Below are 21974 nucleotides of genomic sequence, written 5' to 3'. Positions count from 1 at the left end.
ATCTTAGGATACGGTAATTTGATGTTTTGCCAAGTAGTTTGTTAATGCAAGACTCAAAACTCACACCCTTTTCTCAAACTCAAGAAAAATCGCTTCATTAGTTTAATGAGTTTATAAAACCTAACGCCTATACAGGGGAAGGTAGAAATAACGCAAACTGTAAACAAGATTCACTTTCCATACGCTAATGGTTGACCAAGCGCTCTAAACCCTACAACATGAATCAATCCATATAGAAAGAGGAAAAAAAGTGGGATTCTTCTCTAAGTTATTTGGTGGCGCTAAGGCTGCCGAGCCAAAAATCGTTGAGCCAGTTGAATACAAAGGTTTTTTAATCTACCAAGAAGCATTGGCTGAAGGTGGTCAGTATAGGATTGCTGGCAGGATTACAAAGCAATTTGGTGATGAAACAAAAGAGCATCGTTTTATTCGCTCTGATGTGGTTGGGTCTGAGTCTGATGCGAATGAGTTAATGTTAAAAAAAGCACAAATGTTCATCGATCAGATGGGTGATAGTATTTTCTAAAGTCAATCCCACCACCAATATATTAATGTCGATTGATGAAGATTTATTCTGGCAAGACCAGTATTAGTTGTTTGATTTAATTGATGTTGGTCATCTGCTTGCAGCATTTATTGTCATAATATGACCTACCTACACGAAATTCCTCTGCGAAAGCGTATTATAGCACTGGTAAGACCTCTATATTGAGGGTTTCGTGTGGTTTTTTTACTAAAGATGCCTGTTTAAAAGTCATTACGTTCAGTTATATGTAATGAAATATTGTTTTTTTATTACAAATTGCTTGATGTTGTGCACTTGGTTGGTTAAAAAAGAACAATACTTCTGCCAATAGTTAAGGAATAGCTATGCAAATTGGTGTGCCAAAAGAAATTCTCGCGGGAGAAACGCGAGTCGCTGCGACGCCCAAGTCGGTCGAGCAGTTACTAAAATTGGGGTTTGATGTCTCAATAGAATCACAAGCAGGTCTGCTTGCGAGTTTTGACGATTCCGCTTATGAAGCGGCTGGAGCAACCATCACTTCTTCAAAGGAAGTATGGGAGTCGGATATAGTACTAAAAGTAAATGCGCCTACTGATGAGGAAATAGCTTTCCTTAAAGATGGAGCAAGTTTAGTTAGCTTTGTATGGCCGGCACAGAATCCAGAATTAATGGAAAAGCTCTCAAGCAAGAACATTAACGTGATGGCTATGGATTCGGTACCGCGAATCTCTCGTGCACAAGCTTTAGATGCACTAAGCTCAATGGCCAATATTGCTGGCTATCGAGCTGTCGTAGAAGCTGCACATGAATTTGGACGCTTCTTTACTGGTCAAATTACCGCCGCTGGTAAAGTTCCACCTGCTAAAGTACTGGTAGCCGGTGCTGGGGTTGCTGGCTTAGCAGCGATCGGTGCTGCAGGCAGTCTTGGCGCAATTGTTCGTTCATTTGACGTACGTCCAGAAGTAAAAGAGCAAGTCGAGTCGATGGGTGCAGAGTTTTTGGAAGTCGATTACCAAGAAAACTCGGGCTCAGGTGACGGCTACGCGAAAGAAATGTCAGATGAATTCAACAAGAAAGCAGCTGAGCTCTATATGGAGCAAGCGAAAGACGTTGACATCATTATTACTACGGCATTGATTCCTGGTCGACCAGCGCCAAAGCTGGTGACTAAAGAAATGGTTGATGCAATGAAACCTGGTAGTGTTATCGTTGATTTAGCTGCCGCAAATGGTGGTAACTGTGAATACACCGTTGCCGACCAAGTGGTAACAACAGAGAATGGTGTTAAAGTTATCGGTTATACTGACATGGTAGGCCGCCTTCCAACTCAATCTTCTCAGCTCTATGCGACTAACCTAGTCAATCTTCTAAAACTACTTTGTAAAGAGAAAGACGGCAATATTGACATCGATTTTGAAGACGTCGTACTTCGCGGTGTAACCGTAGTTAAAGAAGGTGAGGTCACATGGCCAGCACCGCCAATTCAAGTATCTGCACAACCAGCTCCGGCAAAAGTCGAAGTGGCTAAACCTGCGGAAAAAGTTGAAGAGCCAACGTCACCAGTGAAAAAACTGCTTGGTCTTGCTGCAGCCGTTGGTGTATTTGGTTGGGTTGCTTCTGTTGCGCCAGCTGCGTTCTTATCTCACTTTACGGTCTTCGTGTTGGCGTGTGTAGTAGGTTATTACGTGGTATGGAACGTCACACATGCACTACATACACCACTCATGTCGGTAACTAACGCTATTTCAGGGATTATCGTTGTAGGTGCGCTTTTGCAAATTGGACAAGGAAGTGGCGTTGTCACGTTTTTATCCTTTATCGCAGTATTGATAGCAAGCATCAACATTTTTGGTGGCTTTACCGTAACCAAGCGCATGCTTGAAATGTTCCGTAAAGATAAATAGGAGGCAACATGTCTGCAGGATTAGTACAAGCAGCATACATTGTTGCTGCATTATTTTTCATTATGAGTTTAGCGGGGTTGTCTAAACAGACCTCAGCTCGTGCTGGTAACTATTACGGCATTGCTGGTATGACAATCGCATTAATTGCGACGATTTTCAGTCCCGATGCGCAAGGCTTCGGTTGGGTTATCGTGGCCATGGTAATCGGTGGGGCGATTGGTATTTTCTACGCACGTAAAGTAGAAATGACTGAAATGCCTGAGCTAGTGGCAATTCTTCACAGCTTTGTAGGTTTAGCCGCCGTTCTTGTTGGTTACAATAGCTACATTGATCCACCGGCGATCGCCAACGTTGAAATGCTTTCTGAAGCCGAAGTTCATGCTCATCATGTTATTCACATGGTAGAAGTATTCTTAGGCGTGTTTATCGGTGCGGTAACTTTTACTGGTTCTATTGTGGCATTTGGTAAACTACGCGGGGTTATTTCATCATCGCCACTTAACATCCCACACAAACATAAACTCAACCTTGCTGCGATTGTTGTCTCAACCTTGTTGATGATCTATTTCGTGAAAGCAGACGGCAGCATGTTTGCTCTGATCGTGATGACACTGATTGCCTTCGCATTCGGTTATCACTTAGTTGCCTCCATTGGTGGTGCAGATATGCCTGTAGTTGTATCAATGCTTAACTCTTATTCTGGTTGGGCAGCGGCAGCAGCTGGCTTTATGTTAGCAAATGACCTACTTATCGTTACTGGTGCATTGGTCGGCTCATCAGGCGCAATCCTTTCTTACATCATGTGTAAAGCGATGAACCGTTCGTTCGTTAGTGTCATTGCTGGCGGGTTTGGTCAAGAAGTGGTTATTTCAAGTGATGAAGAGCAAGGTGAACATCGCGAAACATCGGCTGAAGATGTTGCTGACATGCTTAAAAATAGTAAGTCAGTTATCATTACTCCTGGATACGGTATGGCGGTGGCTCAGGCCCAATATCCAGTACATGAAATCACTGAAAAATTGCGTGCTCAAGGCGTAGAGGTTCGTTTTGGTATTCACCCTGTCGCGGGTCGTTTACCTGGTCATATGAACGTTCTATTGGCAGAGGCGAAAGTACCTTATGATATCGTTCTGGAAATGGATGAAATCAACGATGACTTTAGTGAAACAGATACGGTTCTAGTTATTGGTGCAAACGACACGGTTAACCCTGCTGCTCTTGAAGACCCAAATAGTCCTATAGCTGGCATGCCGGTTCTAGAAGTTTGGAACGCACAGAATGTTATTGTGTTTAAGCGCTCTATGAACACGGGTTATGCCGGTGTACAAAATCCACTGTTCTTTAAAGAGAATACCTCGATGCTCTTTGGTGATGCCAAGGAGAGTGTGGACGCTATTTCCAAAGCACTTTAAAGCCTAATCAAAATAATAAAGCCAGCTTACGCTGGCTTTATTTGTGTATGGTTATAACCATTATAACCAATAGAATCGTCGGTAATTTGTAGTCTAAGTACTGATTTAAACCTCACAAGTCAGTGCGAATACACTTCAAATAGGGGACCCCGATGCTAAAATCTTTTGCTTGCTTTATAGCTTTTGCCGCAATTATAACAGTTGGAATAGTAAACTATGCAAAGGACTCCAAATCTTATTATCTAGTTCATAAAAGTAACCTAGCTGACATCACCTCAATTCTCGACAAACGACACGATGCCTGTGCACAGTATTTTAGTTGCTCAACGCCCCTTTACTCGCAGCCAAAGTATCAAACTTGTGTCGATCCAGACCATGGCACAGCACATAGCATCGTACGCCAGAAGCGCATAGCTGAACTACGGTTAACTAATCTAAAAGGTCGAGTTGGAAAAATTTTGACTTCATAACACTGGCTATACATTGAAGTCAGAATGCAAAATAGTACCACAAATCTTGTTTTCCAATAATTGACAAAATAATTGCGTGCACTTGGCGCGAATCTTGCCGATAATATGTAAATTAGTGTTTTTATATTATTGACCAGACAAGATTATTCGTTTGAAGAAACTAGCGCGCCCTTTGCTTACCATTGTATCTATTGTTCTTGCTCCTCTAGCTTTTGCCGAGTCGCTACCTGAACGTATAGATAATTTCGTCAGTTTTTTTGATTTTGAGCAAGCGAGCGCTTCATACGATGTGAGGGTTATTCAGGCTGACTACCCGACACAGCTTCTTACACCTATATCTATGCTTCCTCAAACAAGTAAATACCCTCTGAAAGAAGTACAACAACTCTATCGGTTAGCTGAAAAGTGCAGTGGTACGTTACCACTAAGCCCTTTAATCACAGAGCCTTTAGTTTTTACAAGGGCAATGTGTGGTGGCCGTAAGCTATCGACGAAATGGTTTGCGCGCAGTGGACTGATTCATCCGGGTGGTGGTACTTACGCCGCTAGGTACATCACTAAATACCCAGATAAAAAACAAGAGCTTCAAAAGTTTATGCATATCAAAGAAAGAGAACTGGCACCTCCTGGTTCTCTCTTGGGTAGGCTGCAAGTAATGGATGAGCAAACTGTCATTTCTTTGATCCGTGGTTCCTCAATGTTTGTTGAAAACGAGGAGCTGTGGTTGAGAAGAGGCGATATTTACTATTTGTTCCCTTCGAACATTTGGACCTCTAAAGCCAAAGAGGCTGGCCTCAACTTTAAACTAGCTTCTCAAACCAATACGTGTTTTGTGCAAAGAGGAAACTTATGTTGGGAAGTTGAAGACCATTCTGATGTACTTCGTATCAGCATGATCAGTTTGATCATCGCTAACATACTGTTAGTAATTGGTTGGGCAATCTATCGCTGGAATACAAAACGTCAAGAGATGAAAAGCCGGATGCTAGTGTTACAAATTCTTACACACGAATTGAGAACACCCATCGCTAGTTTATCTCTGACAGTCGAAGGGTTCAGACGTGAATTTGAGCACTTACCAGAAACTGTATATGATGAGTTTAGAAGACTATGTGAAGATACACGTAGACTGCGTCAGTTAGCTGAGGCCAGTAAGGACTATTTGCAATCTGATAACAAACCTTTATCGACAGAATGGCTACCATCTGTACAAGATTGGTTAAGTTTCAAAGCAGAGGAAGAATTTGAAGCTGACGTGAATTTGACTATTAACCAAGACGTAGCCGCTAAAATTAACATATATTGGTTAGGAACTTGTATTGATAACCTAATACGTAACGCGATTAAGTACGGCGTTGCACCAGTGAGTTTGAATGTTGTGACTTCTTCAAACTCTATCAAAATTGAAGTCATCGACAACGGACAATTAACTTCAAAGGACTGGCGTGAGCTTAGAAAGCCATTTGTAAGTAAGGCAGGTCTTGGGCTTGGCCTTACTATAGTAGAATCTATGGTTGGTCGAATGGGCGGTAAGATGTACCTAGTCGGGCCACCAACAACATTTATTTTGGAGATACCTTGTGAAACAGACACTGCTACTTGTTGAAGACGACAAGAATCTAGCTGACGGCCTTTTGGTGAGTTTAGAGTTGGCTGGTTATAACTGCCTTCACGCTGAATTCATCTCTCAGGTTGAGCAACACTGGGAAGAAGCAGACTTGGTAATTCTCGACCGACAACTTCCAGACGGTGACTCAGTTGAGCACCTTGCTGGTTGGAAGAAAATCAAAGATGTTCCAGTGATATTGCTCACTGCGTTAGTAACGGTTAAAGACAAAGTTACTGGCTTAGATGCAGGTGCAAATGACTATTTAACCAAACCTTTCGCAGAAGCGGAGCTTTTCGCTCGTATTCGTGCACAACTCCGTGCGCCAGAAGCAGACTCGGAGGACGCAACTAAGGTTGTAACTGAGAGTCTAGTGATCGATAAAGCGACTCGTGAAGTGAACTATAAAGGTGAACTGATTACATTAACACGCACTGAATTTGATCTACTGCTATTCCTAGCAAGTAATTTGGGACGTGTATTTACTCGTGATGAGCTGCTTGATCATGTTTGGGGTTATAATCATTTCCCAACAACACGAACCGTTGATACCCACGTGTTACAACTTAGACAGAAGCTTCCTGGACTAGAGATCGAAACACTTCGTGGTGTTGGCTACAAAATGAAAGGCTAATGTCTAGAGCATCTAAATTTTTAGCGCTAGCAATCCTTACGGCATCAACATCAGTTGGTGCCGATTGGTTTGAAAATAATACAACCATTACACAGGCGCATCGTCATTTACTTAATCGTGATTTGGAATCCATGTTCCAATCACTAGTCGAAGAGTGGCAGCAACAACCGACTAAGAGTATTAAAAACCATATAAACAGGTTGTTTTTACAATCTTTAGAAGTGGATTGCGGTAAAGGTTACTCCTCTCAACCCCTACCAGAATGGATAGACTCCGTGGTAGTAAGACAACAATCTATTCAAAGTCCCGGAAGAGACACATATTTATCTGCGATAGAAATTGAATCAAAGCGCGTCATTTCAGAAATAAGCCTAAAGAAATGGGTTGATCGAAGAGTTTCCAATGATAGCGAATTTTATGTGAATCCAATTGGTGACGCCGTAACCGAAGAGGCCGCTTATGGGATCCGTTACAACTTAACATCACCATTAGATGTCGGTCTCTATCGTCTTGACGTGCGCTTACTTGATGGTGAAACTTGGAGCCAGTGGTTAATCTTTACCGATCAGTCATTGAAACAGACTGTTCGTTGGTCAGCGAAAGATGAATGGCGTATCGAAAAAAATGCGCTTCTAAACCCTTACTGCCCGCTACCAAAACTCGAAGTTGGTTTATACGATTACATTGGCGGCAAATATACTCAAGTTTGGGGCAAAGAATACGAGTCCGACTATCCGACAAGTCTAGAAGCAAACAACGTCACACCTGATCGCTATGTATTAGCGGTTTCGATGAAGCAAAGTCGTTGGCAAGGCCCAATACTTTTCGAGCGCTCTCAAATAATTAGTAAAACGTTCGACGTCTCCGCCGACGAATAGCTCATAAGTAATATTTCGCTCTGAAATCACTAAAGAATCTCGAATCGACGCCGTTAATAAATGCACAAAGGATTAACGGCGTTATTTTTAGATGAAAACACAATTAAAAACACTAGCAGCCCTGATTGTCGCTACTTCTATGTCGGCAGGCGCTTCGACGTTAGCAATCGACGCTCGTGGTGACGCAATGGGTGGAACAGGTGTTGTTTCTGCTTCTTATCTCACCGCTCCATTTTATAACCCAGCACTCGTCGCTATTTATCGACGAAACGATGATGCAGGAATGTTGTTACCTAGCTTAGGGCTAAACTACAACGACGAAGACAAAATGTTAGATAAAATTGATAACGCGGTAAATAACCCAAGTGCGTCGGCGCTTAATGAGTTAAATGGTACTCAGGCCAAAGTAGATTTTGGTGGTGCTGTAGCATTTGGGCTTCCTAACCGTTACATCGCGGCAAATATTTTCGGCAAAGCTTATGTGGAAAACGTTGCAACACCAGATATTGATCAAACAGGTAGTAATGATGCGGATAAAGCGGCTAGGTCAGCGGTCAAAACCGCTTCAGTAGCCGTTACAGAAATCGGGATATCTTTGGCCAAATACCAAACGTTGTTTGGTCAACATTTTTCATTCGGCGTTTCTCCTAAAATCCAAAGAACCTATACCTACGCTTCAGTAAGCTCACTAAATGATTTCAATTTAAACAACATAAGAGAAAACTCTCAGGGCGATACAGCATTTAACATCGATGCTGGAGCATTGTGGTTCCATGGTCCGTTTAGACTTGGATTTTCGGCCAAAAATATGTTGTCTAGAAATATTGAAACTGCGAGCGGCACTAAGAATATCGGCGGGAAAGACATACAATACGGCTACGAATACCAATTGACACCTTTGTATACCGTTGGCGCGGGCTTTGTAGCAGACTACTTTCAGTTTTCTGTGGACTACGACCTCAATACTGAAAAAAAATTCACACAGTTCGACGATGACGTAAGAATGTTAAGAGCAGGTGTAGAAGTCGACTTAGCACGACAAATTCAGTTAAGGGGAGGGTACATGAAAAACATGGCTCGAGATTCAGAAGGAACAATCACTGCAGGTATCGGTTTACGTCCTCTGAATATTATTGAAATGGACATTGCTGCTAGCTACACATCACCTCAGGCTATGGGGGCTTCAATCAACTTTATTGCAACGTATTAGATTTAATTCTCTTGCTAGTAAATCTAAATAGTCTATAGTCCTGTCATTAATTAACGTCCGTGTTATTGGGAGGACTTTATGTTTGACGATTTATCTCTTAGCCACGAAGAGCAGCAAGCTGCTGTAGAACGAATCCAAGAACTGATGAAGCAGGGGATTAGCACAGCTCAAGCGATCAAAATCATAGCTCAAGAGATCCGAGAAGAAAAATCGAACGACAGTTCTAACGAACAAAGTTGATTTCTGTTAGACAAGTTTATCTATAAAAGCCCTTTAAAAGGGCTTTTTTTGTATCCAAAATTCACCTATTCGCTTATCGAATGCATAAGGTAGGATAGAGTCAAAAGACATGTTTCACTTCGTCATTCGGAGGCGATATACAACTTAACTATTTTATATCAATCACTTATCGCAGAATAATCTGTCGCCATTGTCATCGAAAAATCTCAAGTTGTAACTTAATTACTCGGTTGTTTGAGTGGCAAATATCTAGCAGTGAATTATGCTGCCCAATAAATACAGGTAGCTTAGACATAGTAAGTAATCACGATCATTATTTGATCTTATTTAAGGAAGCGAGGCTTGTGGCAATAAAAAGCCATGTAGTCGATTAGAGAGACTGATAGATGGTTTTGATTTACTTAAACGAAATAATGCATGACAGTGTCACGTTTCTATTGAAAACTTGCTCTCGACGTTAACCAAATAGCAGCACTATAGCTAAAACCAGACCAGCTACGATTAAAAGTACACGCCATATCGGACGTGTGTTTTGAATATCTGAACCGTTGTGATGACACATACCCATAACAAATATACTCGACTAATTGATTCTCATTTGTTAACCATAAAGCTTGCTCCTAGGTTAAAGTCAACGATCCAAAAAGATAAACTAGGACAACGACCAGAACGCTGCTTAACAAAGCATAAATGTGGTTTCGTGTTAAAACGTTATTATGTAAGCGGAGAAGTTTAAGTTAGTTTGTCTAGGTTCCTTCAAAGTGATGCTGCTTTTAATTTGGAACACCAATCAATAATATTTGCACATACACCGTCAGGTGTTTTTGGATGCCACTTGAACTCCCCAACATTCAAGTGGCTTTTTTTATCGTCAAAATGTTTGTCAAACGTGAGGTTTCGTTATTAAGAAAGGAGTATGTTCCTGAAAGTTCTTACAAAATAGTGTTCAGTTCCTAGATTGCTAGAGCATTAATTAAAGCTGTAGATTGGCAGAATCTTAGTTTATCGGTTGTTGCCACAGACTAAAGACGGTACTGCGTCTTTGTTAATACCTCACACTTAAGTGCGTATTATCTATCTTATGTTAAATGGCGTATGCGTGAGCTTAAAATCCTTACCTTAAACCGCTCTACTACCTTGTTCTAGCGCAGATTTAACCATAATCGATATTTACCATAAAATACCTAATAATCACATGAGTTCATCTACGTTTAACTCATGTGATTATTAGGCTTAAAAAAGCCAGCATAAAAATGCTGGCTAATATGTTGTTGGATTAACCACCTGCAAGCTTGACGGTATGTCCTTTTTTCTCGAGTGCGGCTTTTATCTTGTCTCTTGCGTCACCTTGTATTTCTATGTTGCCGTCTTTGACAGAACCACCGCAACCACAAACTTTTTTAAGTTCCGCTGCGATAAGCTTTAGCGCGGCATCCTCTAAGTCCAAGCCAGTGACAATTGAAACGCCTTTACCTTTGCGTCCTTTAGTCTGTTTTTGAATTCTAACGATACCATCGCCTTTTGGACGCTCTGGCTTTTGTTTTTCTTCTTTAATGCGTCCAGTTTCTGTTGAATATACAAGAGTCATGTTAGTTCTTAGTTTGTTCTGCTTTCTTTTTTGCGATTAGATAAGCTTCAATGTGTCGCTGGATTGCAAGCTTACCACCTTTGATAAGTTTACCATTAAACATACAGTACCAGGCATTATTTGCACCTGTATCGTTCTTTATAGTAAACCCATGAAAATTCTCTTGGGTGCCTGCTGTCCCGCTCGCGCGTTCCGTTGCAGCTTGTGTTAGCTGTGATGGGTCTATGATAGACGCCGTATCACACCACCAATCAATGCTTTTTTTAACCGCAGATAAAGAGCCTTGTAACTCTCTATTTTTAATAGTTACTTTCCATATTTGGTTTGTTGTACCAATGGACTTGAGGGTAAACCCACGATAACTCGCTAGAGCCATAAAGATCTATCTCTTATTGTGTACGTTGATGCTTTACGTTGCGTTTCACATGGTATCAGTTATTCTAAACCAATCAATTGAGTTATAGTGCATTAGTATGAAAAAAGACATACCCAGAATCACAGAAACAAAACAAATTGATAGATACTTGGCGAAACTTAGAAATTCTATAGATACCAGTACCTTTGATGAACTAACGTCCTATCGATACTCTAAAAATTCCGTCGTCGCAATGACCAAAGATTGGCATTTATTCAATGAATTTTGTATCTGCTCTCATTACCCATCACTTCCAGCGTCCGTTGCCACCATAAAAGCATTTATCGAGCATGAACAACAAAAACGGAAATTCTCAACAATAAAGCGTTACGCTGTAACTATATCCTTAATCCACTATTTGTTCGAGTTTAAAGATCCTACCAAATCAAGAGAAGTAGGCTTACTTATTGAAAAAATAAGAGTTTTAGGCGTTGATTCTGTCTCAGAAACTCAAGCATTAACACAGGAACACCTACAACAGCTGAGGTTGAAACTCGGTCGTAGTCAATCTCCGAAAGATATTAGAGACATGGCAATATATAGCGTGATGTTTGAATGCGCATTAAAACGGCGAGATTTACGTCAGTTATCTCGAACGAATATTCAGCTGAACGAGCATGGTGAATGTTTCGTGGAAATTGATGGTGCAGTTTACCAATTGAGTAATGAATCAAGCATCATTCTATTAAAGTGGCTCGAATTGACACCCTGCTCTACTGTGTTTACTGGTATTGACCGACACGGCAACATCAAGGACAACGAACTGAATGATTCTTCAATTTTTCGAATCCTACGTCAAGCCAGCGACATACTTGACCTGCCATTTGAAGTTAAATTCTCTTCCCAATCGTGTCGTGTAGGTGCTGTTAAAAAGTTGGCTCAGGACGGTCTTAAAATAAAAGAAATTCAAGAATTTGGTCGATGGGCTAGCCCCGCTATGCCACTACAATATAGTGGCAAGCGGACATTATCCGAAAAGGAAAAAGCAAAGTTTAAAGACGACAATAACTATGATTAACGGAATGTAGATTCAATACAGTCGGACAAGAACTCAGAGAACTCAAGACCAGAATGCTCAACCATCTTTGGAAACATAGAGATCGGAGTCATACCTGGAAAAGTGTTAACTTCGTTTAGGTAAATCTTGTTGTCTTCTGTCAAAAAGAAATCAATTCTTGATAGGTGTCTGAGTTTCATTTGAGTGAATACTTTGACCGCACTGGTATGAATGATTTCTAACTGCTCGTCTGTTAGGTCACGCGCTTCTACTGTTGTAGTGGAATGACTGTCTGCGCTGTACTTTTCATCGTAAGTATAAAACGCACCATCGGGAGCAATAATTTCTCCAGGCTTGGTAATGTGCAACTCTCCTTTGTACTCGTACGCCGCGACCTCAAGCTCTCTAGGTTTTACCGACTGCTCAATGACAACTTGGTCCGAATAACCAAAAGCTGCGTTAATACTGGCCTCTAACTGCTCGGCCTCAGTTACACTGTAACATCCAACAGAAGACCCCTGCTTTGCGGCTTTTACGAATACTTTCCCCCACTTTTCAAAAGCTTGAGCAGCTCTCGCATGAGCTTCTTTATCGTTATCGGTAAGGAACAGATAAGGTGTATTAGGTATGCCTAATGTGTCATACCACAGCTTCGAGGTGATTTTGTTAAAGCTATTACTACTAGCTTCAGGACCGCATCCTAAATACGGAATACCTGCCATCTCAAAAAGAGATTGAATATCGCCGGTTTCACCAGGAAAGCCATGAATACATGGGACAACATAATCTACATGTAAAATTTGCTGATCATTAACAAGGGCTTTTTGATTAAGGTCTAAAACAACTAAATGACCATCACTGCATTTCCAACCCTCTTGAGTTATTTCAACCCGGGTAACATTGAATCTAGGATTGAGTTTGAGTTGGCTTTCTAGAAAGTTGGCTGAAACGAGAGACACCTCGTGCTCAGCAGAGCCACCACCACATAGAAGAAGGATATTGAGTTCTGACATCTTAAGCTTGTCCTTAAATTGCTTTCACTAAATGATAAACGATCGAGAAACAACATTCAGTTCTAAATCTGTTAAATCTGCCACCATAGTTACTGTCTGCACACAATACATACAAAAACGCGCTCAATTTTGGATTGAACGCGTTATCACCGTAGGAGTATCAATTAGTTCAGCTTGCTCAATGTTGGATATTCTGACTTTTTGATTTGGTCGATGCTACGTACAAACGGCTTAAGGTTTTTAAACTCTTTTGGCAGTGTCGCGATAGCTTCCTTCGCTTGTTGCTTCGTAGCATAGTCACCGAAGAGGATTGAATACCATTTTGTTCCGTTAACTACCTTGTAGTTTTGCCAAATTGGTTGGCCGTTCTTTGGTAGTTTATCCGAAAAAGTTGCAACTTTGGCTTGGCTGCCAACGGCGACTACTTGAATTGTGTAGCCAAAGCGGAAATCTTGCTCAGCTTGTTTTTTTGATGGTGGTACGATTTTCACTACATCATCTTTAGCGGGCTGTGTTTGGGTCGTTGTCGTGGTTGTTTCAGCCACTTTTTGCTCTTGCACGGGGGTTTTCTGTGCCGTTGGCTCTTTCTTAACATCTTCTGTTTGCGTAGCCGCTACAGCAACAGGAGCAACTGTCGTTGTTTCTACTGGTGTGTAATCCTCGCGATAACTTTCAGATTTCACCTCGGTTGTATACTCACTAGAAGAACACGCTGCTAATAATGAAACTAAACTTAAAATAACGACTTTTTTCATTTTATTACTGCCTGAGTTAATAATTCCCTAAATCATGCAGACAGAATTCTCTTGAATCAAAGATTCACAGCACCTGTCCTTTCTTCCTGTGACATGTTACACAATAATTGAGGTACAGCAATATGTTATGTCTAATTTTAGGAGGCAGCAGTGTCTAAGTGATGCCTTCCTAGACTACTATAGTTAGGTCTCATTGGGATCGTATGTAGGTCACTGTCGTCTTTTACTGCTGTAGAGGTAAACCATGTCGTTAGATACACTTTTCAAGCCATCTTCTATTGCTGTTATCGGCGCATCGATAAAGCCTCATCGAGCTGGTAGCGTAGTGATTAAAAACCTTCTCTTAGGAGGTTATCAAGGCACGATTTTGCCTGTCCACCCTCGATATAAGTCAGTTAACGGCATACTCTGCTATCGTGCAGTGAGTGAACTCCCATTAAAGCCAGATGTAGCCATCTTATGCACTAAAGGTGAGCGAAACGTAGATTTATTCAACGATCTTGCGATTTCTGGCGTTAAGACGGTTATCGTGATGGCATCAGATATGAGTCGTCCGTTTGATGAAACGACAACGATAGAACAAAAATGTCTTCAGATAGCGCAGCGGTCTGGAATGCGCATATTGGGTCCAAATAGTCTTGGCATCCTTTTGCCTTGGCAAAATTTCAATGCGTCATTTTCTCCCGTTAATTGTAAGCCAGGTAAACTGGCATTCATATCTCAATCATCAGCCGTTTGCACCACTATACTTGATTGGGCCAATGATAAGAGCATAGGTTTTTCGGCATTCTTATCTATTGGTTCCGGATTGGATGTGGATTTTGACGAGTTACTTGATTACCTAGCTCGAGACAGTAAGACTGAATCCATTTTATTGTATGTAGACTCCATTCGCGATGCTCGCCGTTTTATGTCGGCAGCGCGCGCTGCCTCGCGTAACCGTCGGATTTTGGTCTTAAAAGCAGGTAGAAACAACCTGACTAATTTAGTCCAAGGCCATGATTACCACTCATTTGATATCGTTTACGACTCGGCGATCCAGCGCGCCGGTATGCTACGGGTAAACAACACGCACGAACTATTCGCAGCAGTAGAAACGTTAACACATTCCGTCCCGCTTCGTGGAGAAAGACTTGCTGTGATAACCAATGGAATTGGACCAGCAAACATGGCATTGGATACGCTAACCGATAGAGGTGGTAGTATCGCCCAACTTTCCGATGAGACAATAACTAAACTGTCTAAGGTTTTGCCTGACACTTGGTCCAATGGAAACCCTATTGACCTCGTTGGTGATGCAACAGCGAAAAGGTATTGTGACGCACTAAGCATAGTCTTAGACAGTGATGAAGTGGATGCTATTCTAATCATGCATAGCCCATCTGCTACAGCGGATTCGAAGCAGACGGCTGCGGATCTGATTGAAACGATCCAAAAACATCCTAAGTCCAAACGGTTTAACGTTTTAACTAACTGGTCTGGAGAAGCGACAGCTAAAGAGGCTCGACTTCTATTTACCGATCATGGCATACCAACATACAGAACTCCCGAGAGTGCAGTCACGGCCTTCATGCATTTGGTAGAATACCGACGAAATCAGTGGCAGTTAATGGAAACACCGACAACGACAGATTCGTACACCACTGAGCAACTTTCTAAAGCTCACGAATGGCTCACATCCCATGTAGAATCCATATCAGAAGATAAAGAATACACGCAACTCGAATCTCATATTTGTGAGCAACTATTTGATTTATTTGAACTTCCCACACTACCTACTTGGTTGGCACATGATCCGACCGAGGCGATTCATCTAGCGGAAAATATTGGTTACCCTGTCACAGTTAAACTCCGTTCTCCAGATATCCCTCACAAGTCTGATATACATGGCGTCATGTTAAACTTGAGAGATGCCAACGAAGTTAGTAGCGCGGCACAGTCAATACTCGATCGAACCAAGCTTTCCTATCCTGAAGCCAGAATTGAAGGATTGACGGTTCAACAAATGGCTAAAATTGCAGGTGGTCAAGAGATTCGTGTCAAAGTGATCACCGATGCTACGTTCGGACCCGCAATATTTCTGGGTCAAGGCGGCTCAGACTGGAAAATTGAAAAAGAGGCAGTCACCGCATTGCCTCCAGTTAATATGGCTCTGGCTCGTTACTTAATTATTAATGCAATCAATAAAGGAACTTTAAGATTCCAGCAATCTCCTAATCCGGTGAATTTAGGCAACTTAGCTCAGTTTTTAGTAAAAATTTCGCAGATCATTGTCGCTTGTCCGGAGATTCACGAGTTAGATATCCACCCACTCCTTTTGAATGGTGATGACATCACTATATTAGATGCTTCAGTGGTAATAAAAGGCTACGAAGGTGAACCTCAAGCTCGACTCGCAATCAGGCCGTATCCAACTGAGATGGAGGAGTTCATAACCTTGAAAGATGGCTCCAAAATTTCATTACGCCCTATTCGACCTGAGGATGAACCTTTTCATGCAGACTTCATTAATAACGTCACCAAAGAAGACCTTTATAAACGTTTTTTCTCAGATGTCGGAGAGTTCAATCATGAGGCGTTAGCAAACTTAACTCAAATCGATTACGACCGTGAAATGGCATTTGTCGCTGTTGATCTTAGTTACGCTAGTCCACATATCATCGGAGTCTCTAGGGTTTTAGTTACACCCGACAATTCTGACGCCGAGTTCGCCATATTGATACGTTCAGATTTGAAAGGCAAAGGGCTTGGGCGAGTATTAATGAACAAAATTATTGATTATTGTAAAAGTAAGAAGACTAGACAGATTTCTGGCATGACCATGCCGACAAACCGCGGGATGCTAACGCTAGCTCAAAAATTGGGTTTTGAGCTAGACGTACAATTCGAAGATGGCGTAGCAGATATGGTTTTAGTGTTAAATCGATAACTTGAGCAATTATTGTAGATCCCAAGTGTTGGCTAAATGGCGTATACACCAAGACTTGGCCTCTCCAATATTGTTTCTTTTCCAAGCCATAACAATATCTATGGTCACTTCATCGGTGTCTTTGATTCGTTTGAGCTTACCTTCTCTGATCAACGTATCAGCTACTTGTGTTGGTAAAGTCCCAATCCCAAGCCCTTTTACCAATGCATCTATTTTAGTCACCAAATTTGATACCGTAAGACGCGGCTGCTTCTCTAGGATATTAACGCTCAACGCTGGTTGTTCTCTCGCAGTATCGGCTATAGCAATAACGCGATATTTTTCGCGAGCGCTACTGTCAAAAACACCACTACGTTTATGTACGTAATGATCTGTTGCAGCGACCCAGGTCATTGACATGGGTCCGAGTACTTGTGTTTTTACCCCTTGAGGCACGACTTCAGGTTGAGGGCACACCAACAAGGCACAACGATCTTCATTTAGTGACTCCCAACAACCCGCTAACACCTCTTCCTCTAGTTTGACTCTGGTTTTGCTCACCATGCCAAGTTTATCGACTAAATCAAAAAAATTGCCAACAGGAATAATGCTGTCGTATGCAATCGTAAGGTCGAGCTCCCATCCATTTGCGAGTAAACGTGCCTCATTGACCATATTCTCTGTTGCTTGGAGTATGACTCGCCCTCTCTCTAGAATTAGCTTTCCGGCATCCGTTAAAGATGCTTTATGGCCCGAACGGTCAAAGATCATGATATCTAAATCTTGCTCAAGCTTTTGAATTTGATAGCTCAGGGATGACGTTGCTTTATCGAGTTCCGACGCAGCTGCAGCAAACGAGCCTCTTCTTTCAATAGCATCAAGAATATGGAGGGCTTCTAGTGTTATTGGGTTATGCACTTAACTTCCTTATTAATGAAACAGATGAATATATAATACAATCTAGAGCAAATAAAAAAAGCGACTTCATTTAGAAGCCGCTTTTTACATTAGAGCCTTTTAACATCAGACCATTTTAAAATGTATACTGAGCATTCAAACGAACAGAGCGCCCTGGCTGATATACTTGAGTCCAAGCTGTTCTATAATTTTCATCAAAGGCGTTAATTAAAGATAGGTCAACCTTTAGCCCTTCGAGGTTGCTTGTAGGTTCCCAAGATGCATAAAAGTCAACAAGTTGGTAAGAGTCAAACGGCCCTTCAGCGTAACCTGTTGGAACTCTATCTTGTGCACTTACGAAAGTAGCTCTTGTACCGATTTTAGTGTCGATATTCCAAAAACCATATTGTAAATGTGCAACCCATTTATCCGCGGGAATGTTAGTAATCCATTCATCAGTATCGGTATCTTTACCACGAGTTTGACCATAAGATAAGCCGACCAATAACTGCTGCCAACGATAGTCCGCTGCTACTTCATAACCGGTAAGTTCTGCGTTATCGATATTGCTAGATCTACTTGTACCTGCACACCCCTCAAGCGAACCACCAATACCACACGAGCCAGAAGGTGTCATGTCTACATCTAAGTTGATAAAGTCTTTAACTTTGTTTTGGAATGCTGTTGCTGTTATGTCTAAAGAGTCATCAGCGAATACATTTTCAAAGTTAAATTGTCCCTTAAGCTCGATGTTGTGAGATTTCTCTGGGTTCAGTTCTGGGTTTGGAACAAAGATGTTGCTAGGACCACCTGGTCCAAAGGCAAAGTGTGTTCCACTCATATAAAGCTCTGATGTATCAGGCGCTCGGAACGCTTCGTCATATCTAATTGACCAAGCCATCCAATGCTTAGCTTGCCACAACAGACCTACAGATGGTGACCATGCCGACTGGTTATTATCGTCATAACCTTGAGCTTTAGATGTGAAAGAATCATATCTGACTCCCAAGTCTGCGACTAATGAATCCACAATTTGATAATTGATATAGCCAAATGCTCCAACTACTGAAGTTTGTGCATCTTTAGGTAATTCAGGTCTCCCCGAAACTGATGCAGCTCGTGCTGCATCTAGCTCATCTAAATAACCATCTACACCGGTGAATAACTTCAATTTTCCTGATTCAGACTGGTTCGTCAAATTGAACCCTGTGGTGTTTAGTTGAGATACATCTTCACCAGCTATAGAGGGGTCGTTTTCGGTGATCTTAGTATCATTTCTATATAAGGAGGCTTCTAGGTTAACCCAAGGATTATTCGGGTTAAATGCGTAGTTGACGCCATAGGATTGATCTTTAGTGCGGCGACTAATCAAGCCATCAGGATCATTAAGTTGACCACTAGAATCACCTACTACAGGCGGGCGGCCATCTAAATCAGCATAACGAAGGTTAAATCCAAGTTTGTGTGCTTCGTTGATTTGCCAGTTAAACTTGGCAAGACCGGTTTTGTTAGTAGCCTCTGTACCGTAAAGTGTCGAACCATCACCTTGTTTCATGTAACCACTGTCTTTGTAGCTACCAGCGAGAATCCAATCAATGTTGTCATTTTTGTTTGCTAAAGCAGCGGTATTTGTCCAAACATCACCATTGTCTTGGTAACCAACTTTTACGCGACCTCCTAAACCGCTTTCTTCAACGATATCGTCAGCGCTCAGGGTATTCTGTACTACTACTCCACCTATAGCACCAGACCCGTATAACGAACTGATTGGGCCTTTTACAACTTCGACGCTACCTAAAAGAGATGGGTCTAAAAAGTAAGTAGGTCGATGTCCGTACTGCATGTTTTGGCGGTTACCATCAATAATTTGAAGAACCTTGTTACCACTTAATCCTCGAATGTTTATTGATTGATTTCCTGGTACATTTGCTCCGGCAACTGATACATTGGGTTCGTATTTTATGGCTTCTGCTACCGAGTTAGGCTGGATTTCATCGAGTTTCTCCAAATCGACCTTAGCTACAGAACGAGTTTTGTCCTGATCGGTTTTTTCCGCTCGGGAACCTGTAACGACAACTTCATTCAGAGAAGACACATCCTCTTCTGCCATAGCATTTGCAGAAAGTGCTAGCACCACAGAGCTAGCGATAATCGACAGTTTAAGTTTCATAGTTCCTTCTTTATATCTGTTCGAATAACATCAAGGCTGTCGATTATTACAAATATAAATACGAATTACTATCATTACTACTTGTGTTTCTGAGAATTATTTCATCTTTGTATTGAAGTACACTAACGTATGCACTCTTTTTTATATGAGATTTTAGGTACAAAAAAAGGAAGGTAAAAACCTTCCTTTTTTAGAGAATTTGAATGATAGCTTTAAGCCAAAGATGATTTCATCACCTTAGGTGCAGGAGTAATGCTATCTCTATAGCTAAACCATAGGTAACTTACTGCGATAATGTAAAACAGGTATGAAAGTGCAAATACAATAGGCGAAGTAATTAGGTCATTTGAGATGCTAAGCCCGACACCAACTACTGTGACGGTTAGTTTGGCGATCGTGCCTAACAACAACAAGCCCATTGCAAATTGAGGGAATCGTGTGCTTGCAAAAGCAATCATGTAACATGCCCCTACTGCTAGTGAAGCAATAGATAAGCCTAAAAGGTATGAGTGAAGGTGATCAGCTGCCGCATAACCTGCTCCAAGTGAAACACCAAGCAACATTAAAATCTTAGTCATGAACATAAGTTACCTCAACAAAATAGAAAAATAGTGTTTGAAATGTCCATTTTTCAAATATGCAAACTCATTTTGCATCTATTGTCTGCGTTATTTTATCGAAATTCAAGCACGTTTTTTACGCAATTTGCCAGTTTAAATCACCACCTTATTCACTGTAACAAATAGATAACATCAATTACCTTTACTCTCCTTTATTTACAGTATGTTACGTATTTTACTTTTATTAGCATTAACGAGATTAACAAATAAATTACATGAAAGAGAATTTATATTAATTTTAATTTCTGTGAACAGCACCGGAAATACTGCCAATGAAACATATAATTAACCTTAACGTTTCACTGAATTTACATGATTGAATTTATTTGAACTAATTCAAAGAAATCGATTCCAATCACAGTTTTATTGGTTATAATCCGCGCTCATTTGCGACATATGTTGATAAATGCAAACTTAATTTGATTTTTTAACCCCCCGAACATTGTTCGAAATATCAGAGAACCAAAATGAGCAAGATTGATAAAGCTATGCGAATCCTAATTGCCGGATTCTGTATCAACCTTTGTCTTGGCATCCTATATGCTTGGAGTGTCTTCAATAAAGCTTTAGTTAGCGAATGGGGCTGGAGTGCTGCTGATGCCTCTTCTCCTTATGCTATTGCAACCATCACCTTCTCGATCTGTCTTTTAGTTGCGGGTATTCTTCAAGACCGTATGGGTCCACGTAACATCCTAATTCTAGGCGCAACACTAACTGGCTTAGGCATGATCGCTTCAAGCTTTGCTCAATCAGTTTTAATGCTAAATATTACCTTTGGTGTTATCACTGGTGCAGGAATCGGTTTTGGCTACGCATGTCTTTCTCCTTCTGCTATGAAGTGGTTCCACCCTTCTAAGAAAGGTATGGTTAATGGCCTAATCGCTGCTGGATTTGGATTAGCCGCCGTCTATCTAGCGCCTTTGACTTCATCTCTGATTGGACAAATGGGGATCAGTTCTGCGTTTATGGTTCTGGGTGTTGGTGTCCTGATCATCGCTGTTCCACTTGCTGCAACTATCAATAATCCACCAGCTGGTTACGTTCCTTTGGAACCGAAAGTAAAAGCAGGTAAAGCACCAGTTCAGGTGAAAAAAGCAGCCGATATTGGTTGGAAAGCAATGCTTAAAACGCCTCAATTTTATTCACTTTGGGTCATGTATGCATTTGCAGCCGCAGCGGGCTTGATGATAATTGGTAACATCACCAACATCGCAAGTGTTCAAGCTAACTTACCAAATGCTGTTTATCTGGCTTCATTACTTGCTATTTTCAACTCTGGTGGTCGTATTGCTGCGGGCATTCTATCGGACAAAATTGGTGGCGTGCGAACGCTGATGCTAGCGTTTATCTTACAAGGCGTAAACATGGTAATGTTTTCGACTTTCACTAGCGAATTCATGCTGATTATAGGTACTGCTGTTGCTGCAGTTGGTTACGGTACGCTTCTAGCCGTATTCCCTTCTCTAACTGCGGAATATTATGGCCTTAAGAACTACGGCACTAACTACGGCGTTCTGTATACCTCTTGGGGTATTGGCGGTGCAATTGGCGCAGCAATCGTTGGTTACTCAATGACTCACGGCGGTGGTTATAACCTAGCCTATACCATTTCAGCGGCAATGATGGGCGTCTGCGTGGTTCTGTCTTTCATTACTAAACCAATCTCAGAGCAAAAAGCGGCGCAACTTTCAGCGGCTTAACAACTCTAGACAAATATCGTTTCACCAAGGCTCAACGTTCCGTTGGGCCTTT

18 protein-coding genes are annotated in these 21974 nt (G+C 41.5%); 11 read left to right on the top strand and 7 right to left on the bottom strand.

Translation table 11 applies throughout. From position 1 onward, the window contains the following. Nucleotides 1-250: 250 nt before the first annotated feature. The 8 genes from AWH66_RS21235 to AWH66_RS25515 all read left to right on the top strand — a co-directional run bounded on the left by AWH66_RS21235 (nucleotide 251) and on the right by AWH66_RS25515 (nucleotide 8859). Nucleotides 251-526, top strand: coding sequence for an HlyU family transcriptional regulator (locus AWH66_RS21235; protein ID WP_063603580.1), 276 nt, complete (start codon nucleotides 251-253; stop codon nucleotides 524-526). Nucleotides 527-870: 344 nt separating this feature from the next. After that, complete coding sequence (gene pntA / locus AWH66_RS21230; RefSeq protein WP_063603581.1) at nucleotides 871-2409, top strand: Re/Si-specific NAD(P)(+) transhydrogenase subunit alpha; 1539 nt, start codon at nucleotides 871-873, stop codon at nucleotides 2407-2409. An 8-nt stretch (nucleotides 2410-2417) separates the two neighbouring features. Further along, entirely contained in the window at nucleotides 2418-3821 is a 1404-nt protein-coding gene (pntB, locus tag AWH66_RS21225) for a Re/Si-specific NAD(P)(+) transhydrogenase subunit beta (RefSeq protein ID WP_063603582.1), read from the top strand. A 621-nt stretch (nucleotides 3822-4442) separates the two neighbouring features. Further along, on the top strand, nucleotides 4443-5897 hold the full coding sequence (vxrA, locus tag AWH66_RS21220) for a sensor histidine kinase VxrA (protein ID WP_143081554.1): 1455 nt from the start codon (nucleotides 4443-4445) through the stop codon (nucleotides 5895-5897). Next, a complete protein-coding gene (gene vxrB / locus AWH66_RS21215; RefSeq protein WP_038226856.1) occupies nucleotides 5872-6531 on the top strand; it encodes a response regulator transcription factor VxrB in 660 nt (219 codons plus the stop codon). Before vxrA ends, vxrB begins: the two co-directional genes overlap by 26 nt. Beyond that, nucleotides 6531-7409, top strand: a complete 879-nt coding sequence (locus tag AWH66_RS21210) for a DUF2861 family protein (RefSeq protein ID WP_063603583.1) — start codon at nucleotides 6531-6533, stop codon at nucleotides 7407-7409. The genes vxrB and AWH66_RS21210 overlap by 1 nt, the downstream gene beginning before the upstream one ends. Before the next feature lie 91 nt (nucleotides 7410-7500). Beyond that, nucleotides 7501-8619: a conjugal transfer protein TraF gene (locus tag AWH66_RS21205; RefSeq protein WP_063603584.1), complete on the top strand. Its 1119-nt coding sequence runs from the start codon at nucleotides 7501-7503 to the stop codon at nucleotides 8617-8619. Between the two features lie 78 nt (nucleotides 8620-8697). Beyond that, nucleotides 8698-8859, top strand: coding sequence for a YoaH family protein (locus AWH66_RS25515; protein WP_083400095.1), 162 nt, complete (start codon nucleotides 8698-8700; stop codon nucleotides 8857-8859). Between the two features lie 1276 nt (nucleotides 8860-10135). On the opposite strand, the gene yciH is transcribed toward AWH66_RS25515, so the two are convergent. Together yciH and AWH66_RS21195 are read right to left on the bottom strand one after the other, a co-directional pair. After that, the gene (yciH, locus tag AWH66_RS21200) at nucleotides 10136-10447 is read right to left on the bottom strand and encodes a stress response translation initiation inhibitor YciH (RefSeq protein ID WP_063603585.1); all 312 of its coding nucleotides are present in this window, start codon (nucleotides 10445-10447) and stop codon (nucleotides 10136-10138) included. A gap of 1 nt (nucleotide 10448) precedes the next feature. After that, nucleotides 10449-10823 (bottom strand): DUF3319 domain-containing protein, encoded by a 375-nt coding sequence (locus tag AWH66_RS21195; protein WP_063603586.1) that lies wholly within the window; start codon nucleotides 10821-10823, stop codon nucleotides 10449-10451. A gap of 97 nt (nucleotides 10824-10920) precedes the next feature. Here AWH66_RS21195 and AWH66_RS21190 point away from each other — a divergent pair, with 97 nt between their 5' ends. Then, entirely contained in the window at nucleotides 10921-11880 is a 960-nt protein-coding gene (locus AWH66_RS21190) for a site-specific integrase (protein WP_063603587.1), read from the top strand. Here the strand turns inward: AWH66_RS21190 and AWH66_RS21185 are convergent. Further along, nucleotides 11877-12872, bottom strand: coding sequence for a D-alanine--D-alanine ligase (locus AWH66_RS21185; RefSeq protein WP_063603588.1), 996 nt, complete (start codon nucleotides 12870-12872; stop codon nucleotides 11877-11879). The genes AWH66_RS21190 and AWH66_RS21185 overlap by 4 nt on opposite strands. Before the next feature lie 164 nt (nucleotides 12873-13036). Next, nucleotides 13037-13627, bottom strand: coding sequence for an SPOR domain-containing protein (locus tag AWH66_RS21180; protein ID WP_063603589.1), 591 nt, complete (start codon nucleotides 13625-13627; stop codon nucleotides 13037-13039). Nucleotides 13628-13871: 244 nt separating this feature from the next. Here AWH66_RS21180 and AWH66_RS21175 point away from each other — a divergent pair, with 244 nt between their 5' ends. Next, nucleotides 13872-16556 carry a bifunctional acetate--CoA ligase family protein/GNAT family N-acetyltransferase gene (locus AWH66_RS21175; RefSeq protein ID WP_063603590.1) on the top strand — a complete coding sequence of 895 codons (2685 nt, stop codon included), beginning with the start codon at nucleotides 13872-13874 and terminating at the stop codon, nucleotides 16554-16556. 9 nt (nucleotides 16557-16565) lie between these two features. Here the strand turns inward: AWH66_RS21175 and AWH66_RS21170 are convergent, their stop codons facing one another. From AWH66_RS21170 to AWH66_RS21160, 3 genes are all read right to left on the bottom strand, one after another. Next, a complete protein-coding gene (locus AWH66_RS21170) occupies nucleotides 16566-17453 on the bottom strand; it encodes a LysR family transcriptional regulator (RefSeq protein ID WP_063603591.1) in 888 nt (295 codons plus the stop codon). A gap of 115 nt (nucleotides 17454-17568) precedes the next feature. Continuing rightward, nucleotides 17569-19602, bottom strand: coding sequence for a TonB-dependent hemoglobin/transferrin/lactoferrin family receptor (locus tag AWH66_RS21165; protein WP_063603592.1), 2034 nt, complete (start codon nucleotides 19600-19602; stop codon nucleotides 17569-17571). A gap of 212 nt (nucleotides 19603-19814) precedes the next feature. Beyond that, a complete protein-coding gene (locus AWH66_RS21160; protein WP_063603738.1) occupies nucleotides 19815-20180 on the bottom strand; it encodes a hypothetical protein in 366 nt (121 codons plus the stop codon). 509 nt (nucleotides 20181-20689) lie between these two features. On the opposite strand from AWH66_RS21160, the gene AWH66_RS21155 reads away from it, so the two are divergent. Continuing rightward, nucleotides 20690-21922, top strand: a complete 1233-nt coding sequence (locus tag AWH66_RS21155) for an L-lactate MFS transporter (RefSeq protein ID WP_063603593.1) — start codon at nucleotides 20690-20692, stop codon at nucleotides 21920-21922. The last annotated feature ends 52 nt before the right edge of the window (nucleotides 21923-21974 follow it).

This window comes from Vibrio barjaei, assembly GCF_001639065.2.
GTDB lineage: Bacteria > Pseudomonadota > Gammaproteobacteria > Enterobacterales > Vibrionaceae > Vibrio > Vibrio barjaei.
The sequence above is the reverse complement of the archived record's forward strand: the minus strand, read 5'-3'. Positions and strand labels throughout refer to the sequence as shown.

Coding starts and splice junctions, on each gene's coding strand:
- pntA (WP_063603581.1), top strand. CDS start 871: ATGCAAATTGGTGTGCCAAAAGAAATTCTCGCGGGAGAAACGCGAGTC.
- pntB (WP_063603582.1), top strand. CDS start 2,418: ATGTCTGCAGGATTAGTACAAGCAGCATACATTGTTGCTGCATTATTT.
- AWH66_RS21210 (WP_063603583.1), top strand. CDS start 6,531: ATGTCTAGAGCATCTAAATTTTTAGCGCTAGCAATCCTTACGGCATCA.
- AWH66_RS21205 (WP_063603584.1), top strand. CDS start 7,501: ATGAAAACACAATTAAAAACACTAGCAGCCCTGATTGTCGCTACTTCT.
- AWH66_RS25515 (WP_083400095.1), top strand. CDS start 8,698: ATGTTTGACGATTTATCTCTTAGCCACGAAGAGCAGCAAGCTGCTGTA.
- yciH (WP_063603585.1), bottom strand. CDS start 10,447: ATGACTCTTGTATATTCAACAGAAACTGGACGCATTAAAGAAGAAAAA.
- AWH66_RS21195 (WP_063603586.1), bottom strand. CDS start 10,823: ATGGCTCTAGCGAGTTATCGTGGGTTTACCCTCAAGTCCATTGGTACA.
- AWH66_RS21190 (WP_063603587.1), top strand. CDS start 10,921: ATGAAAAAAGACATACCCAGAATCACAGAAACAAAACAAATTGATAGA.
- AWH66_RS21185 (WP_063603588.1), bottom strand. CDS start 12,872: ATGTCAGAACTCAATATCCTTCTTCTATGTGGTGGTGGCTCTGCTGAG.
- AWH66_RS21180 (WP_063603589.1), bottom strand. CDS start 13,627: ATGAAAAAAGTCGTTATTTTAAGTTTAGTTTCATTATTAGCAGCGTGT.
- AWH66_RS21175 (WP_063603590.1), top strand. CDS start 13,872: ATGTCGTTAGATACACTTTTCAAGCCATCTTCTATTGCTGTTATCGGC.
- AWH66_RS21165 (WP_063603592.1), bottom strand. CDS start 19,602: ATGAAACTTAAACTGTCGATTATCGCTAGCTCTGTGGTGCTAGCACTT.
- AWH66_RS21160 (WP_063603738.1), bottom strand. CDS start 20,180: ATGACTAAGATTTTAATGTTGCTTGGTGTTTCACTTGGAGCAGGTTAT.
- AWH66_RS21155 (WP_063603593.1), top strand. CDS start 20,690: ATGAGCAAGATTGATAAAGCTATGCGAATCCTAATTGCCGGATTCTGT.